The sequence below is a fragment of the Halomonas sp. SL1 genome (assembly GCF_003030865.2).
GTDB classification, from domain to species: domain Bacteria; phylum Pseudomonadota; class Gammaproteobacteria; order Pseudomonadales; family Halomonadaceae; genus Halomonas; species Halomonas halophila.
The window spans coordinates 117,193-132,974 of the sequence record NZ_PYUQ02000016.1 but is presented as its reverse complement, the minus strand read 5'-3'; the positions used below and the strand labels follow the sequence as shown (position 1 = coordinate 132,974).

Below are 15,782 nucleotides of genomic sequence, written 5' to 3'. Positions count from 1 at the left end.
GTGGCCCTGGCGGGTGGCCGTCGGGTGAAATCCGGCGAATTATACGAGGCCGCTCCGGCGATTACCAACCCGACCTAGGTCGTCCGAGCGGGGATGTGGCCGTCGTGGCCCCGGTAGGCGGGTCGACGACGGGGGGGAGAGCCAGGCCCCCGGGCAGGCGTGTATCATGAGCGCTCATGGAGGGAGGCCTTGCGGTCTCGAAGTCGCTGACACACAAGGAGATCGTCGTGGCATCCGCGCAACTGTCATTGAGTTTCGGCCAGGCCTTCGTGGTGCCGGATCGCGGCCGGCATCGCAGTTCGATGTCGGTCTGCGTGCCCGACGAGACGGCGCTGCTGACGAGCAAGGGCGCCAGTGCGCTGATCACCGATTCCACCTCGCGCAACCCGCTGGCCAAGCAGGCGGGCGACCTCAGCGTGCAGGGGTTTCTGGCCGACTTCTACTCGACGCCCGAGCACTGGGGGGCCAAGGTGTCGGCGCACCGGGTGCTGCACGCCCTCAACGGCTGGTGCTACGGGCAGAGTCGTCAGGTCCGCGATGGTGGCTACGTGAGCTCGGTGTCGGCGATGGTCTATCAGGGCCAGACGGCGCATCTCTTTCATATGGGCGATACGCTGGTGTTCCGCCTGCGCGGAGCCGAGTTCGAGCAGCTCAGTCGCGATCACGTCACCGACCTTGGCGGCTACCGCTATCCCTCCCGGGCGCTGGGCATGGATGTCAGCCTCGATATCGACTACGTGGAGATGCCGCTCAAGCAGGGGGACATCTTCCTGTTCACCACCCAGGCGGTGCAGGGCACCCTGATGCCGTCGGACTACGTGCGACTGATCCGCGAGGACGCCAGCGACCTGCACGCGGCCTGCGAGCGCTTGGCCGAGACCGCCAGCGAACGGGCCCGGGAGCGCGGTTACGGCGGCGATCCGTTCTGCTTCCAGCTGGTGCGCATCGATGCGCTGCCCGAGGCGCAGGAGGATCGGCCGGACCGTTCCTACGGCGAGCTGCCGATCCCGCCGGAGCTGGCGGTGGGCGAACGGCTGGACGGGCTCGAGGTGCTGGAGGTGCTGTCGCGCACCGCCCAGTCGCGGGTCTACCGGGTGTGTGACACGCACACCGAGCGCGAGATGGTGATGAAGGCGCCGAGCCCGGAGCTCTCCAGTCGCAACGCCTACCTGGAGCACTTCCTGCTTCAGCAGTGGATCGTCGAGCGGGTGCGCTCGCCCTTCGTGGTGCGGGTGATGACGCCCTCGCGGCCGCGCCGTTACCTCTACTACCTGATGGCCTACGTGGAAGGCATGACGCTGGAAGAGTGGGCGCGGCGTCATCCCCGCGCCAGCCTCGGGCAGCGGCTCGATATCGCGACTCAGCTCGGCAAGGCGGTCCAGGCGCTGCACCGGCGCGACCTGCTGCATCAGCAGATCCATCCCGAGAACGTGCTGATCGATCGCCATGGCCAGGTGGTGCTGGCCGACTTCAGCGCCTGTCACCTGCGCGATGTGGACGGTCATCGGCGCTCGAGGGGGCTGCTGCGCCAGGTGGGGCTGACCGAGCACAGCGCGCCGGAGTACGCCATGGATGACGAGGTCGGCCGACGCAGCGACCAGTATTCGCTGGCCTCCACCGTCTACTGGCTGCTGACCGGCGCCTTGCCCTACGAGCTGCCGGTGAAGGACCTGCTGCGCCATACCGATCTGGAACGGATGCACTATCGCAGTGCCCAGGCGCTCAATCCCGAAGTGCCGGCGGCGCTCGACGCGGCCCTCAAGCGTGCCCTGATGCCTCAGCGGGCCCTGCGGTTCCGTCGCCTGTCGGAGTTCCTGCATGCCCTCAAGACGCCGAAGCCGGCGTCGGACGGGGGGCCGCCGAAGCGGGGTGGGGCGACGTGGTTCTGGCAGGTCGTGGCGGCCGCGCTGCTGGTGTTGCTGGTGCTGAGCTGGCTGTTGAGATAGGCATCCATTGGGGTCAGACCCTTAAGCGCCCCTGGTGCTGAGCTGGTTCCTGAGATAGGAATCGACGTGGGGTAGCCCCTTTGGCGCCGAGCTACAAGAAAACCCCGAAGGTTTTGCCTTCGGGGTTTCTGTTTCTCCAGGCGATTTCAGGCTGTTGACCTGCAGCCTGCCGCTCAGATGCTGAATGCCGGCAGCTTGCGTTCGACGCGATGCTTGGCCAGATGCGCGATCTTGGGCAGGCCGTTCTCGAACGGGGGGAAGTCCTCGCCCTGGATCAGCGGCGACAGGTAGCGGCGGCATTCCTCGGTGATGCCGAAGCCGTCCTCGCGGATGAAGTCGCGGGGCATGAACTTCTCGCGGTTGGCCACCTCGGCCAGCGGCGCGGCCTCCACGGTCCAGGTGTAGGGGGCATCGCCGGTGCGCTTGATGGCCGGCATCTTGGCGTTGTCGCCGGCCAGCGCCAGCTCGACGGCCTTCTCGCCCACGGCGTAGGCCTGGTCCACGTCGGTCTTGGAGGCCAGGTGGCGGGCGGCGCGCTGAAGGTAGTCGGCCACGGCCCAGTGGTACTTGTAGCCCAGGTCCTGCTTGACCATGCCGGCGAGCGTCGGGGCCACGCCGCCCAGCTGGCGGTGGCCGAAGGCGTCGGTATTGCCGGAGTCGGCCAGGAAGGTGCCATCCTCGTAGCGGGCGCCCTCGGAGACCACGATCACGCAGTAGCCGTAGTCCTTGACGGACTGCTCGACCCGGGCCATCACCGCGGCACGGTCGAAGGCCACCTCGGGGAAGATCACCAGGTGCGGTGCGTCGCCTTCCTTGTCGCCGGCCAGGGCGCCGGCGGCGGCGATCCAGCCGGCATGGCGGCCCATCACCTCGAGCACGAACACCTTGGTGGAGGTGGCGCACATGGAGGCGATGTCGAGCGATGCCTCGAGGGTGGAGGTGGCGATGTACTTGGCCACGCTGCCGAAGCCCGGCGAGTTGTCGGTGATCGGCAGGTCGTTGTCCACGGTCTTCGGCACGTGGATGGCGGTCAACGGGTAGCCCATCTTCTCGGACAGCTGGGAGACCTTGAGGCAGGTGTCGGCGCTGTCGCCGCCGCCGTTGTAGAAGAAGTAGCGGATGTCGTGGGCCTTGAAGACCTCGATCAGGCGCTCGTACTGGGCGCGGTGGGTCTCGATGTCCTTGAGCTTGTAGCGACAGGAGCCGAATGCGCCGGCCGGGGTGTGGCGCAGGGCGGCGATCGCTTCGTCACTCTCCTCGCTGACGTCGATCAGGTCCTCGGTGAGGGCGCCGATGATGCCGTTGTGGCCGGCGTAGACCTTGCCGATCTGGTCGGAGTGGCGGCGGCAGGCCTCGATCACGCCGCAGGCACTGGCGTTGATCACGGCGGTGACGCCGCCGGACTGGGCGTAGAAGGCGTTGTGCTGGGCCATGGAGCTATCCTGTTGCTGGTCGCGTCAAGGGAAGGGCAGCCGTGGCGCGGCGAGCGCTTCCCGGCTTCGTCCCGAAAAGCCGCGATTCTAGCCCATCGCCCCCATGGCTGCATCCTGTCGGCGACACGCGACGTGCGACGCCTGACACGCGGCGCCGTGCGCTGGAGAGGTCGCAGGCGCCATGCTAGGCTGCCGCTTTTCGCCGGCCCGCCGGCACACCGACGTTCGGTAGCGGAGTTTGCATGCACCTTCATATTCTCGGCATCTGCGGCACCTTCATGGGCAGCCTGGCCCTGCTGGCTCGTGAGGCCGGCCATCGGGTCAGTGGGTCGGACGCCGGCGTCTATCCGCCCATGAGCACTCAGCTCGAGCAGGCGGGCATCGTGCTGACCGAGGGTTTCGCCGCCGAGAACCTCGAGCCGGCGCCGGACCTGGTAGTGATCGGCAACGCCCTCTCGCGGGGCAATCCCGAGGTGGAAGCGGTGCTCGACCGCGGCCTGCCCTATGTCTCCGGCCCCCAGTGGCTGGCCGAGCACGTGCTGCCCGGGCGGCGGGTGATCGCCGTGGCCGGCACCCACGGCAAGACCACCACCGCCAGTCTGACCGCCTGGCTGCTGGAGGCCGCGGGCCTGGCGCCGGGGTTCTTGATCGGCGGCGTGCCGCGCAACTTCGGCGTTTCGGCGCGGCTGGGTGGCGCCGATGCGCCCTTCGTGGTCGAGGCCGACGAATACGACACGGCCTTCTTCGACAAGCGCTCCAAGTTCGTGCACTACCGCCCCGAGATCGCGGTGCTGGGCAACCTGGAGTTCGACCACGCCGACATCTTTCCCGATCTGGCCGCCATCGAGCGCCAGTTCCACCACCTGGTGCGCACCGTGCCGGGCAAGGGGCGGCTGCTGGTGGCCGACGGCGAGCCGGCGCTTGAGCGCGTGCTCGAACAGGGTCGCTGGACGCCGGTGGAGCGCTTCGGCACCGCACCGGACAGCGCCTGGCATCTGGCCCTCGAGCGCGACGATGCCAGCCGTTTCCGGGTCGTGCATCGTCGCGACGACGGCGGCGAGGAAGTCGCGCTGGTCGACTGGTCGCTGAGCGGCGCCTACAACGCCCGCAACGCCGTGGCGGCGCTGGCCGCCGCCCACGCCTGCGGCGTCTCGCTGGCCGATGGTGCCGAGGCGCTGGCCCGCTTCGCCACCCCGCGGCGGCGGCAGGAGCTGCGCGGCGAGGTGGCCGGCATCCAGGTCATCGACGACTTCGCCCACCATCCCACCGCCATCGCCGCCACCCTCGGCGGGCTGCGGGCCTCCGCCCGGCAAGGGCGACTGCTGGCGGTGATCGAGCCGCGCTCCAACACCATGCGTCTCGGCACCCTGCGCGAGCGCCTGGCCGGCAGCGTGGCCGATGCCGACGCCGCCTACTGGTACCAGCCGGCGGGACTCGACTGGACCCTGGCGCCGGTGGTCGAGGCCAGCGGCCGGCCTGGCGGCGTGTTCGATGATCTGGACGGCCTGGTGGCGGCGCTGGTGGCCGAGGCGCGCCCGGGCGACCGACTGGTGGTGATGTCCAACGGCGGCTTCGGCGGTATCCATGAGAAGCTGCTGGCGGCGCTGGAGGTGGCCCATGGCGGCTGAGCACGGCAGCGAGCGCTTCGGCGCCCCGGTCACCGTGGCGCTGACCGGCGCCTCCGGCGCCCAATACGGGCTGCGCCTGATCGAGGCGCTGGTGGCGGCCGAGCGCGAGGTCTGGGTGATGATCTCCAAGGCCGCGCACCTGGTCATCGCCACCGAGACCGACAGCGACCTGCCGGCGCGCCCCGAGCGGCTGGCCGAGGCGCTCACCGAGCGCACGGGCGCCGCACCGGGGCAGATCCGCTGTTTCGGCCGCGAGGACTGGATGGCGCCGGTGGCCAGCGGCTCCGGCGCCAGCTCGGCGATGGTGATCTGTCCCTGTTCCACGGGCACGCTCTCGGCGGTGGCCTGCGGGGCCAGCAACAACCTGATCGAGCGCGCCGCCGACGTGGCGCTGAAGGAACGCCGTCAGCTGATCCTGGTGCCGCGTGAGACGCCGCTGTCGGCGATCCACCTCGAGCACATGCTGAACCTGACGCGCCTGGGGGCGGTGGTGATGCCGGCGGCGCCGGGCTTCTACCATCGGCCGGCCTCGGTCGAGGACCTGGTCGACTTCATCGTCGCGCGCATTCTCAATCAGCTCGGCATCGCGCATCGTCTGATGCCTCGCTGGGGCGAGTAGACCGGCCCGGGCCAGGGAGCGCCCGGACATGCCGCCGTCATGTCGGCCCGCCATGCTGAGCGGGTCGCAAGTTCAAGGAGGATCTTGTCATGATCTCGCTGTCTGTGCTGTCGGTGTTCGTGCCGACCTTCCTGCTGGTGTCGCTGACGCCGGGCATGTGCATGACCCTGGCCATGGTGCTGGGCATGACCCAGGGTGTGCGACGCACCCTGTGGATGATGATCGGCGAACTCGTCGGCGTGGGACTGGTCGCCGTGGCGGCCGGCGCCGGCGTGGCCACGCTGATGCTGAGCCAGCCGGCGCTGTTTGCGGTGTTCAAGTGGCTGGGCGGGGCCTATCTGGCCTATCTCGGCGTGATGATGTGGCGCTCCCGCGGTCGCATGGCGATTCCCGACAACCTCGAAAGCCAGGGCTGCGCCGGACGCCGGGAACTGGCCATGCAGGGCTTCGTCACCGCGGTGGCCAATCCCAAGGGCTGGGCCTTCTTCGTGGCCCTGCTGCCGCCGTTTCTCGACGCCTCGCGGCCGCTCGCCGCACAGCTGGGCGCGCTGGTGTCCATCATCCTGACCATCGAGTTCGTTGCCCTGCTGGCCTACGCCACCGGCGGCCAGACCCTGCGCCATCTGCTGGGCCAGGCCGACAAGGTGCGGCTGCTCAACCGCCTGGCCGGTACGCTGATGATCGGCGTCGGGGTCTGGTTGATCCTGGGCTAGCGTCGAGCGACAAGCGCCGAGCTAACAGAAAACCCCGAAGGTGCCAGCCTTCGGGGTTTTCTCATGCGTCGGACGGTTCACGCTATTGAGTTGCCGCTTGCGCCCTAAGCGGGCCCCAGCCAGGCGATGCGCGCGGCGACCAGCGCCAGCGACGCCGTGCCGAGCATCAGCCACGGGCAGGGCCGCAGGGTGCGGTGCGGCCGGCGTTGCCAGGCGAGCTGTACCAGCGCGCAGACCACCAGCCCCATCAGGGCGCCGCCGATCAGGTCGCTCAGCCAGTGGACGCCCAGCACCAGCCGCGACAGCGCCATGGGCACGATGAGGGCGATGGCGCCCCAGTAGGCCCAGAAGCGGCGGGGCAGCGGCAGCTCCCGGGCGATGAAGGCCGCGGCCAGGCCGAACAGCACCACGGCAGTGGAAGTGTGGGCGCTGGGGTAGGAGAAGGAATCCGTCAGGTGCAGCGGCGTGTGCGGGCGGGCGCGGCCGATCAACGCCTTGCCGAGACCGTTGAGCGCGGCGATGCCGACCAGTCCGCCGACCAAGTGGCTCAGGATGTCGAGTCGCCCCCGGGCCAGCCACCACAGCGTCCAGGGCAGCATCAGGGCGATCACGCCATACAGGTCGCCGAGGCGCGCAAGGAGCTCGGCGAAGCCCGTCAGCCCCGGAATTGCCAGCTCGTTCAGCAGCGCATCGAGCCGCCGGTCCATGGGCAGCGGGCCGCCGTGCTGCAGCACCACCAGGGTCCAGGCCGACAGCGCGGTGAGTGAGGTCAGCAACAGCAGCCAGGTGCCGAGGGGCGCCTCGCGGCCTCGGCGGCGGGCCAGGGATCGCCACAGTCGGCGGCCATGGGGGTGGCGGCGCAGCAGGGCGGCCATGGCTCGATAGATCAGGCCGTCGTGGTGGGTCTGATGGCGCAGCCAGGAGAAGATCAGTGCCAGCACGACGACCAGGCCGCCGAGCCCCGCCAGCCAAGGGTGCAGGGCCTCGGGCACGCCCGGCAGGCGCTGCCAGGTGCGGCCGAGCAGATAGCCGGGCAGCACGTAGGCCGGCGCCCACAGGGCGGCCGAGCCGAGGTTGGCCAGGGTGAAGCGGCGCGGTGGCATGTGCAGCATGCCGGCGATCAGCGGAACCACCGGCCGCACCGGGCCGACGAAGCGGCCCAGGAAGACCGACAGCGCGCCATGGCGGTGAAAGAAGCGAGCGCCCTGGGCGAGCCATTCGGGGTAGCGGGACAGCGGCCACAGAGTAGTGACGCGCTCGCGTTGGGTGTAGCCCAGCCAGAAACTCAGGCCGTCGCCGATCACGGCGCCGACGAAGGCGGCAGACATCATCGCCGCGACCGATAGCTCCTGGTGGCCGGCCATGGAGGCGACGGCGGTGATCAGCACCACCCCGGGCACCAGCAGGCCCACCAGGGCCAGCGACTCCACCAGGGCGATGAGCGCGGTGAGCAGCAGCAGCATCGCTGGCGATGGCGTCAGCCGCTGAAGCAGGTCGACGAGATCCAAGGTTCCCTCCTTGATCGATGGGGCGCTAGCCGGTGGCCAGGGCCTGGGTCATGGCCTGCAGGCGAGTCAGGAAGGAGGCTCGAGGTTCGCCTGGGCGTGGGGTTTCCATGCGCAGCCGCACTTCCAGCGGGCCGGTATCCATCAGCATCACCTGCTCCAGCGTCTGCTGCAGCCGCTGTTGGACCAGCAGCGCGCCGCTTTCCGTGGTGTCGGGCAGCACCAGCCAGAAGGCGGCTTCGTCCTCACGGCCCAGCGCGTCGAGTTCGCGACAGTCCTGGTGCACGCTGTGGCAGAACGTGGTCAGCATGGTGCGGCGCGTGGCGTCGCCGAACTGCTCGCGGGTCATGTCGAGCTGGGGCAGGTGGATCACCAGCACCGCCAGGGGGCGCTCGAGCAGGCGGGCACGCTCGAACTCGCCGATCAGGCGCTCGTGCAGCCGTGTGCGGGTCAGCGCCGTGCATTCCCGTTCCAGCGGGTCGGTGGCCTGCAGCAGCATGCGCTGGCGCAGGCGGTCCCACAGCGTCAGGGTGGCCACGGCGACCAGCGCCAGGTAGGTGGCGGCGAGGTCGGCGTCGGCCTTGCCGTTGCCGAGCAGGGCCAGCCAGATCGGCGTCAGGGCCAGGTTGAGGAAAATGGCGGGGCCCAGCGGCAGCAGCACCAGGGTGAGAATCGGCGGCAGGCCGATCCAGAGCGTCGGGTGCCCGCTCTGGTCAGGAAGCTCGACGGCGATCAGCAGGAAACCGCAGATCAGGGCCAGATAGGCGGAGGCGCGCGTCGGCGTTCTGCCGGTGGCGGCCAGCAGTGCGGCCAGGGCCATGACCGGGGCCAGCAGGGCGGGCAGCAGGATGCGTGCGTAGTGGCCCATCAGGTAGAACCACAGCGCCTGGCCGAGCAGCAGCAGGGTGGTGATGCCGAGCACCAGAAGGAACAGGCGCGGACGGGGCGTGCTCGTTTCAGTCATGATGGACGATCTCCCGGGCCTCGATGTGCCGGGCCTGGCGCTTCAGGGCGCGGCGTTCGCCCGACAGCGAGCCCAGCCGTGGCAGGGCGATGACCCGGACGCGAGCCGAGTCGTCGAGATCTGCCAGCAGGACCCGGCGCCGTTCGGCGGCCTGCTCGGCGTCGCGATGAATCAGCAGCAGCGCCAGGGTGCGTCGGTCCAGGCGGTAGCCGTTCTCGAACGGTCGGAGTCGCTGGCACAGTCGTTCGGCCAGCGGCCACAGCTGCCTTCGGCGGACGTGGAGCAGCACCAGTTCCACATGGCTGTCTTCCCGTCTGGCACGCTCTCGTTCGCGCTGCACGTCGTGGCGCAGGCACTGGCTCGGCCACAGGGGCAGTCCGGGAAGCAGTCGGGCGCGATGGCGGATCCTGCGCTGCAGGGCCTGAAGCTCCAGCGCGCGTGCCAGCCCCAGCAGCATCAGGCCGGCCAGCAGCAGGCCGGCCAGTGCCCATTGTTCCGTATCCAGCGAGGGGCGCAGGTGCCACCAGCTGGTGACGGCCAGCGCAGCGTTGAGCAGCAGCACCCAGCGAGGCTGAGGCACCATCAGCAAGATGGCCCAGGCCCACAGCCAGGTCAGGTGGCGGTCCGGCGTGACCCACAGCAGGGCGGCCAGCAGCAGCCCCGGCAGCAGTTGCCAGGGTACGGTGGCCGGATGGCGGCGGCGGCGGGCTGCCTGGCTGGCGGTCACCGTCAGCCACAGCGCGGCGAGGCCCAGCAGCAGGGCGTCCGGCAGCGTCTCGGCGGTGATGGCCAGGAAGCTGGCGAGGCCGGCAGCGATCAGCAGGTTGACGCGCATCAGCCCGACTTTGTACTTGCTCTGCATGGTGACTTAGTATGGGCTCCTTCCCGTTCCGACACGAGCCTGGGGCGCGGTCTGATGCCCCGCAGCGATTTCCTGGAGACACTCTACGGCATGACAGCTCACGCCTCCCACTCCGATGATGCCATCACCGACGTCGACGCCTACATGCAGCGCCTGGGCCAGCAGGCTCGCACCGCCGCCGCTCGCCTGCGCCGCGCCGACACCGCATCCAAGAACGCCGCCCTGAAGGCCATGGCCGAGCGCCTGGATGCCGCCCGCGACGCGGTGCTGGCGGCCAACGCCCGGGACCTGGAGCGCGGCCGCGAGAACGGTCTGGATGCTGCGCTGCTCGACCGCCTGGCGCTGAACGAGGCGCGCGTCGACGCCATGATCGAGGGCCTCCATCAGGTCGCGGCACTGCCTGATCCGGTGGGCGAGATCGACGGTCTGAGCGCCCGGCCGAGCGGCATCCAGGTCGGCCACATGCGGGTGCCGCTGGGCGTGATCGGTATCATCTACGAATCGCGGCCCAACGTCACCATGGAAGCGGCCAGCCTGTGCCTGAAGTCGGGCAACGCGGCCATCCTGCGCGGCGGCTCCGAGGCCCGTGAATCCAACGCCGCCATCGCGGCCTGCCTTCGCGAGGGGCTCGAACACGCCGGCCTGCCGGAGGCGGCGGTCCAGGTGGTGGCGACCACCGACCGCGCCGCGGTCGGGCGGTTGATCGGCATGCCCGAGTATGTCGACGTGATCATCCCGCGGGGTGGCAAGTCGCTGATCGAGCGTATCTCCCGCGAGGCGCGCGTGCCGGTGATCAAGCACCTGGACGGGGTCTGCCACGTCTATCTCGACGCCAGCGCGGACCGTGACAAGGCGCTGGCCATCGCCGTCAATGCCAAGACCCAGCGCTACGGCACCTGCAACACCATGGAGACCCTGCTGGTCGACGCCCCGGTGGCCGAGGACCTGCTCCCGGCCCTGGCCGCGGCCTACGCCGAGTACGGCGTGGAGCTGCGTGGCTGCGAGCGCACTCGGGCGATCCTCGCCGACGTCGCCCCGGCCAGCGAAGCCGACTGGGCGGCCGAGTACCTGGCGCCGGTGCTGGCGATTCGCGTGGTCGATGGCATCGATGACGCCATGGCGCATATCGAACGCTACAGCTCGCGGCACACGGATGCCATCGTCACCGAGAACTACACCCTGGCGCGGCGCTTCCTGGCCGAGGTCGACTCGAGCTCGGTGATGGTCAATGCCTCGACCCGCTTTGCCGATGGCTTCGAATACGGCCTGGGGGCCGAGATCGGCATTTCGACCGATCGCCTGCACGTGCGCGGCCCGGTGGGACTCGAGGGGCTGACCACGCGCAAGTACGTGGTGCTCGGTGACGGTCAGATCCGTCAGTGAACGAGGTATCGGTGAAGGCGGCGTCAGAGCGCGCGGCGGTCGAGGGCGCCCCGCGCATCGCCATGCTGGGCGGGACCTTCGACCCCGTCCATCTCGGTCACCTGCGCAGCGCCGTGGAGCTTCATGAGGCGCTGGGGCTCGATTGTGTGCACATGATGCCCGCGGCCCGGCCGCCTCTGCGGGGCGAGCCGCGCATCACCCCCGAGGAGCGCCTGTCACTGCTGCGCCTGGGGATCGGCGATACCCCCGGGCTGATCGCCGACCCGCGTGAGCTCGAGCGCGAGGGGCCGTCCTACAGCGCCGATACCCTGGCGGAGCTGCGCCGGGAGTTCGGCCCCGAGGCGCGGCTGGTCATGGCGCTGGGCCACGATGCCTTCCTGCGCCTGGCCGACTGGCATGCCCCCGAACGGCTGTTCTCCCTGGCCCACCTGGTGGTGGTGGATCGCCCTGACCACGAGGCCGACCTGCCCGGGCCGCTCGCCGAGCTGATCGGCGGTCGTGAGGTCGAGACTCCGGCGGCGCTGATGGCCTCGCCGGCCGGCGGGCTCCTGCGCCTGCGGCTGTCGTCGCGCATGGCGATTTCCGCCACCGAGGTGCGTCGGCGCCTGGCGGAGGGGCGCAGCGTGCGCTATCTGCTGCCCGAGGCGGTCGAGGAACGAATCCTCTCCGCGGGACTCTACCGTCGCTAGCCGCCGGCGGCTCGGCGCAAAAAAACGTCGTCGAGCCGTCATCGGGCGCTGCCAGGCTTCGCCCGAGCCGGTACAATGGCGGCAACATCATTTTCCGCCTAGAGGGGCTGATACGAAGGGTATGCACATCGACGCACTCAAGACGCTGGTGCTGAATGCACTGGAGGAACTCAAGGCTCAAGACATCGCCGTCATCGACGTTTCCCACCTGACCAGCGTGACCGACCTGATGGTGGTCGCCAGCGGCACCTCCAGCCGCCACCTGGCGGCGCTGTCCAGCAAGCTGATCCAGACGGTGAAGGAAGAGGGCGTGGCGCCGCTGGGGGTCGAGGGTGAAAGCGGTGCCGACTGGGTGCTGGTCGACCTCGGCGACATGGTGGTGCATCTGATGATGCCAGAGACCCGGGCGCTCTATGACCTGGAGCGTCTGTGGGCCGACCTGCCGAGCGACGGCCAGGCGCTGGAGGAAGAAGAGCGGGCCCACGGCGCTTCATGAAGGTGAGACTGCTGGCCGTCGGCACCAAGATGCCCGACTGGGTGACCAAGGGCGTCGAGGAGTACCGCAAGCGCCTGCCGCGAGACTTCGCCCTCGAGATCGAGGAGATCGCCCCCGGGGCCCGGGGCAAGAACGCCGATACCCGCCGCGCCATCGCCCAGGAGTCCGAACGCCTGCGTGCCCGGCTCAAGGGCGACGAGCATCTGGTGGCGCTGGAGGTGGGCGGCAAGACCTGGAGCACCGAACAGCTGGCCGCCCAGGCCGAGGACTGGCGCCTCGGCGGGCGCGACGTGGTGCTGCTGGTCGGTGGGCCCGACGGGCTCGACCCGGCGCTGTCCGCCAGTGCCGACCAGCGCTGGTCGCTCTCGCCGCTGACGCTGCCGCATCCGCTGGTGCGCATCCTGCTGGCCGAGCAGCTCTATCGGGCCTGGACCCTGATGGTCGGCCATCCCTACCATCGCTGATCGCTCGAGGTCGCCGCCAAGCATGCGTCAGCCACGCGACACCCTGAAGAACCCCCAGCAGGAACTGCGGATCTTTCGCCTGCGCTCGCTGCTGGCGGTGGTCATCGTGCTGCTCCTCAGCGGCCTGCTGGCGGGCCGCCTGTTCTACCTGCAGGTGGTTCAGCACGAGAAATACAGCACCCGTTCCGAGAAGAACCGCGTGCGGGTCGAGCCGCTGCCGCCGACCCGCGGGCTGATCTACGACCGCAACGGCGAGCTGCTGGCCGAGAACCGGCCGACCTACAATCTGACGCTGGTGCGCGAGCGGGTCGACGACCTGGACGCGACCCTGGCGCTGCTGGTCGACCTGCTCGATCTGCCCGCGGATCAGGTCGAGGCCTTCCGCGAGCGCTCGCGTCAGCGTCAGCGCCCCTATCAGCCGGCGCTGCTGATGAGCGATCTCGACGAGGAGCAGATCGCCCGGCTGGCGGTCAACCGCCATCGGTTGCCCGGCGTCGAGGTCGAGGCGCAGCTGCTGCGCTACTACCCGGACGCCGAGGCCATGTCCCACGTGCTCGGCTATGTCGGCCGGATCAACACCGAGGAGCTGCAGCGGGTCGATGCCGGCAACTATGCCGGGACTCACTTCATCGGCAAGACCGGCGTCGAGCGCTTCTATGAGGACACGCTGCACGGTCAGGCGGGGCTGCGCAAGGTGGAGACCAATGCCCGCGGCCGGGTGCTGCGCGAGCTGGGGCACACCGACCCGGTGCCCGGGGAAAACCTGACGCTGACCCTGGACAAGGGGCTGCAACACCTCGCCGTGGACCTGCTCGACGGGCGGCGGGGCTCCATCGTGGCGATCGCCCCGCAGACCGGCGAGATCCTGGCCATGGCCTCGGTCCCGGGGTTCGATACCAACCAGTTCGTGACCGGCATCGACGTGGCCTCCTACCGGGCGCTGCAGCAGGACATCGACCTGCCGCTGTTCAATCGCGCCATCCGTGGCAGCTATCCCGCCGGCTCGACCATCAAGCCGTTCATGGCCATCACCGGCCTGCGCGACGGGGAGATCACCCCCGACGAGGTGATCTACGACCCCGGCTACTACCAGCTGCCCAACGATTCGCGCCGTTATCGCAACTGGCTGCGCTGGGGGCACGGGCGGGTGGATCTCGAGCGGGCGCTGGAAGTGTCCAACAACACCTACTTCTATTCCCTGGCCCACGAGCTCGGCATCGACCGCATCCACGACAGCCTGGCGCAGTTCGGTTTCGGCACCCGGGTGGCCGCCGACGTCTACGGCCAGGGCACCGGCCTGCTGCCGTCCCGGGACTGGAAACGGGCCCGCTTCGATCAGCCCTGGTATCCCGGCGAGACGCTCTCGGTGGGCATCGGCCAGGGCTATCTGCAGATCACGCCGCTTCAGCTGGCCTCGGCCACCGCGGTGCTGGCCAATCGCGGCGACTGGGTCAAGCCGCGCCTGGTGCGCGAGACCGGCGACGTGCCGATGCCGCTCGACCTGGACGATACGCCGCCGGACGTCGAGCTCGAGCATGCCGAATGGTGGGAGCGGGTCGTCTCGGGCATGGAGCAGGTGCTCTCCGGCAACGAGGGCACCGCGCGCCGTGCCGGGGCGGGGCTCGAGTATCGCATGGCCGGCAAGTCCGGTACCGCTCAGGTGTTCTCGCTGGGGCAGGATCAGCGCTACAACGCCGACGAGCTCAAGGAGCGGCTGCGCGACCATGCCCTGTTCATGGCCTTCGCACCGGTGGAAGACCCGCAGATCGCGGTGTCGGTGATCATCGAGAATGCCGGCGGGGGCAGCAGCCATGCGGCCGCTCCGGCCCGGGCCATGACCGACTACTGGCTGCTCGAGCGCGATCACGGCGAGATCCCGCCGGAAGAGGAAGCCGACATCGAGGGAGAGGGATGATGGCCATGGTCGACGTGCTGCTGCGTCGCCCGCACCCGGTGAAACCCACCGCCAGCGGGATGTCTCGCAAGCGCAGCCTCTGGGAGCGCATTCACCTCGACCCCTGGCTGCTCGGCCTGCTGCTGGCGCTGATGTCGGCCGGCCTGGTGGTGCTCTACAGCGCCGGCGGGCAGAGCATGCATATCGTCATCGCCCAGGCGATTCGCTTCGGGGTCGCCCTGGCGGGCATGGTGATCATCGCCCAGTTCTCGCCGGCCACCTTGCTGCGCTGGGCGCTGCCGGCCTATCTGGTGGGCATGCTGATGCTGCTGGCGGTGGAGATCATGGGCGACATGGGCATGGGCGCCCAGCGCTGGCTGGAGATCCCCGGGGTGGTGCGCTTCCAGCCTTCCGAGATGATGAAGCTGGCGGTGCCGATGATGGTGGCGGCCTGGCTGAGTCGTCGCGAGCTGCCGCCGCGCTGGCAGGACCTGCTGGTCTGTGCGCTGCTGATCGGCGCGCCGGTGCTGCTGATCGCCCGTCAGCCCGACCTCGGTACCTCGCTGCTGGTGGCCATGGCGGCGGTGTTCGTGATCCTGCTGGCCGGGCTGTCGTGGCGCATCATCGGGGTGCTCGCCGCGCTGGCCGCCGCCGCGCTGCCGCTGCTGTGGATGAACATGCACGACTATCAGCGCCAGCGGGTGCTGACCTTCCTGTCCCCCGAGAGCGACCCGCTCGGCGCCGGCTGGAACATCATTCAGTCGACCACCGCCATCGGCAGTGGCGGGGTCTGGGGCAAGGGCTGGCTGCAGGGGACCCAGTCGCAGCTGGAGTTCCTGCCCGAGAGCCACACCGACTTCATCGTCGCGGTGCTCGGCGAGGAGTTCGGCATGATCGGCATGCTGGCCTTTCTGGTGCTGTATCTGCTGATCGTGTGCCGTGGGCTGTGGCTCGCGGGGGCGGCACAGGAGTCCTTCGGGCGTCTGCTGGCCGGCAGCATCATCCTGACCTTCTTCATCTATGTCTTCGTCAATATCGGCATGGTCAGCGGCATCCTGCCGGTGGTCGGCGTGCCGCTGCCGCTGGTCAGCTACGGGGGGACCTCCAGCGTGACCTTGCTGGCCGGTTTCGGTATTCTCATGGCCATTCACTCGCACCGCCGCCTGCTGCCGCGCTAGCGCGGCCG

Annotated in this window: 14 protein-coding genes; 10 read left to right on the top strand and 4 right to left on the bottom strand. The window is 69.5% G+C overall.

Features of this window, described 5'->3' with window-relative positions:
• Positions 1–227 precede the first annotated feature (227 nt).
• Positions 228–1,946 (top strand): bifunctional protein-serine/threonine kinase/phosphatase, encoded by a 1,719-nt coding sequence (locus tag C9J49_RS10765; protein ID WP_107182162.1) that lies wholly within the window; start codon positions 228–230, stop codon positions 1,944–1,946.
• Positions 1,947–2,119: 173 nt separating this feature from the next.
• Here the strand turns inward: C9J49_RS10765 and C9J49_RS10760 are convergent, their stop codons facing one another.
• Positions 2,120–3,379 carry a 6-phosphofructokinase gene (locus C9J49_RS10760; RefSeq protein ID WP_046080178.1) on the bottom strand — a complete coding sequence of 420 codons (1,260 nt, stop codon included), beginning with the start codon at positions 3,377–3,379 and terminating at the stop codon, positions 2,120–2,122.
• 242 nt (positions 3,380–3,621) lie between these two features.
• On the opposite strand from C9J49_RS10760, the gene mpl reads away from it, so the two are divergent.
• The 3 genes from mpl (at position 3,622) to C9J49_RS10745 (ending at position 6,339) form a co-directional block, all read left to right on the top strand.
• Positions 3,622–5,007 (top strand): UDP-N-acetylmuramate:L-alanyl-gamma-D-glutamyl-meso-diaminopimelate ligase, encoded by a 1,386-nt coding sequence (gene mpl, locus C9J49_RS10755; RefSeq protein ID WP_107182071.1) that lies wholly within the window; start codon positions 3,622–3,624, stop codon positions 5,005–5,007.
• Positions 4,997–5,626, top strand: coding sequence for a flavin prenyltransferase UbiX (locus C9J49_RS10750; RefSeq protein WP_107182070.1), 630 nt, complete (start codon positions 4,997–4,999; stop codon positions 5,624–5,626). The genes mpl and C9J49_RS10750 overlap by 11 nt, the downstream gene beginning before the upstream one ends.
• Before the next feature lie 89 nt (positions 5,627–5,715).
• Positions 5,716–6,339, top strand: a complete 624-nt coding sequence (locus C9J49_RS10745) for a LysE family translocator (protein WP_173834997.1) — start codon at positions 5,716–5,718, stop codon at positions 6,337–6,339.
• 104 nt (positions 6,340–6,443) lie between these two features.
• Here the strand turns inward: C9J49_RS10745 and C9J49_RS10740 are convergent, their stop codons facing one another.
• From C9J49_RS10740 to C9J49_RS10730, 3 genes are read right to left on the bottom strand one after another with little or no spacing between them, the layout of a single operon-like run.
• Positions 6,444–7,847, bottom strand: a complete 1,404-nt coding sequence (locus tag C9J49_RS10740; RefSeq protein WP_107182069.1) for a bifunctional DedA family/phosphatase PAP2 family protein — start codon at positions 7,845–7,847, stop codon at positions 6,444–6,446.
• A gap of 25 nt (positions 7,848–7,872) precedes the next feature.
• Positions 7,873–8,808: a diguanylate cyclase domain-containing protein gene (locus tag C9J49_RS10735; protein WP_046080182.1), complete on the bottom strand. Its 936-nt coding sequence runs from the start codon at positions 8,806–8,808 to the stop codon at positions 7,873–7,875.
• Entirely contained in the window at positions 8,801–9,670 is an 870-nt protein-coding gene (locus C9J49_RS10730) for a hypothetical protein (RefSeq protein ID WP_107182068.1), read from the bottom strand. The genes C9J49_RS10735 and C9J49_RS10730 overlap by 8 nt, the downstream gene beginning before the upstream one ends.
• Positions 9,671–9,760: 90 nt before the next feature.
• Between C9J49_RS10730 and C9J49_RS10725 the strand changes: the two genes are divergently transcribed.
• The 6 genes from C9J49_RS10725 to rodA all read left to right on the top strand — a co-directional run bounded on the left by C9J49_RS10725 (position 9,761) and on the right by rodA (position 15,774).
• Positions 9,761–11,053 (top strand): glutamate-5-semialdehyde dehydrogenase, encoded by a 1,293-nt coding sequence (locus C9J49_RS10725; protein WP_107182161.1) that lies wholly within the window; start codon positions 9,761–9,763, stop codon positions 11,051–11,053.
• Positions 11,054–11,115: 62 nt separating this feature from the next.
• Entirely contained in the window at positions 11,116–11,742 is a 627-nt protein-coding gene (nadD, locus tag C9J49_RS10720) for a nicotinate-nucleotide adenylyltransferase (RefSeq protein WP_107182160.1), read from the top strand.
• A gap of 121 nt (positions 11,743–11,863) precedes the next feature.
• Positions 11,864–12,238, top strand: a complete 375-nt coding sequence (rsfS, locus tag C9J49_RS10715; RefSeq protein WP_107182067.1) for a ribosome silencing factor — start codon at positions 11,864–11,866, stop codon at positions 12,236–12,238.
• Positions 12,235–12,702, top strand: coding sequence for a 23S rRNA (pseudouridine(1915)-N(3))-methyltransferase RlmH (gene rlmH, locus C9J49_RS10710; protein WP_035596195.1), 468 nt, complete (start codon positions 12,235–12,237; stop codon positions 12,700–12,702). Before rsfS ends, rlmH begins: the two co-directional genes overlap by 4 nt.
• Positions 12,703–12,724: 22 nt before the next feature.
• The gene (gene mrdA, locus C9J49_RS10705; RefSeq protein ID WP_107182066.1) at positions 12,725–14,617 is read left to right on the top strand and encodes a penicillin-binding protein 2; all 1,893 of its coding nucleotides are present in this window, start codon (positions 12,725–12,727) and stop codon (positions 14,615–14,617) included.
• Positions 14,617–15,774, top strand: coding sequence for a rod shape-determining protein RodA (gene rodA, locus C9J49_RS10700; RefSeq protein ID WP_035596189.1), 1,158 nt, complete (start codon positions 14,617–14,619; stop codon positions 15,772–15,774). Before mrdA ends, rodA begins: the two co-directional genes overlap by 1 nt.
• Positions 15,775–15,782 lie beyond the last annotated feature (8 nt).

What these genes read in the sequence shown, in the direction of transcription:
- C9J49_RS10760 (WP_046080178.1), bottom strand. Translation starts at nt 3,379, where the DNA reads ATGGCCCAGCACAACGCCTTCTACGCCCAGTCCGGCGGCGTCACCGCC.
- mpl (WP_107182071.1), top strand. Translation starts at nt 3,622, where the DNA reads ATGCACCTTCATATTCTCGGCATCTGCGGCACCTTCATGGGCAGCCTG.
- C9J49_RS10750 (WP_107182070.1), top strand. Translation starts at nt 4,997, where the DNA reads ATGGCGGCTGAGCACGGCAGCGAGCGCTTCGGCGCCCCGGTCACCGTG.
- C9J49_RS10745 (WP_173834997.1), top strand. Translation starts at nt 5,716, where the DNA reads ATGATCTCGCTGTCTGTGCTGTCGGTGTTCGTGCCGACCTTCCTGCTG.
- C9J49_RS10735 (WP_046080182.1), bottom strand. Translation starts at nt 8,808, where the DNA reads ATGACTGAAACGAGCACGCCCCGTCCGCGCCTGTTCCTTCTGGTGCTC.
- C9J49_RS10730 (WP_107182068.1), bottom strand. Translation starts at nt 9,670, where the DNA reads ATGCAGAGCAAGTACAAAGTCGGGCTGATGCGCGTCAACCTGCTGATC.
- C9J49_RS10725 (WP_107182161.1), top strand. Translation starts at nt 9,761, where the DNA reads ATGACAGCTCACGCCTCCCACTCCGATGATGCCATCACCGACGTCGAC.
- nadD (WP_107182160.1), top strand. Translation starts at nt 11,116, where the DNA reads ATGCTGGGCGGGACCTTCGACCCCGTCCATCTCGGTCACCTGCGCAGC.
- rsfS (WP_107182067.1), top strand. Translation starts at nt 11,864, where the DNA reads ATGCACATCGACGCACTCAAGACGCTGGTGCTGAATGCACTGGAGGAA.
- rlmH (WP_035596195.1), top strand. Translation starts at nt 12,235, where the DNA reads ATGAAGGTGAGACTGCTGGCCGTCGGCACCAAGATGCCCGACTGGGTG.
- mrdA (WP_107182066.1), top strand. Translation starts at nt 12,725, where the DNA reads ATGCGTCAGCCACGCGACACCCTGAAGAACCCCCAGCAGGAACTGCGG.
- rodA (WP_035596189.1), top strand. Translation starts at nt 14,617, where the DNA reads ATGGCCATGGTCGACGTGCTGCTGCGTCGCCCGCACCCGGTGAAACCC.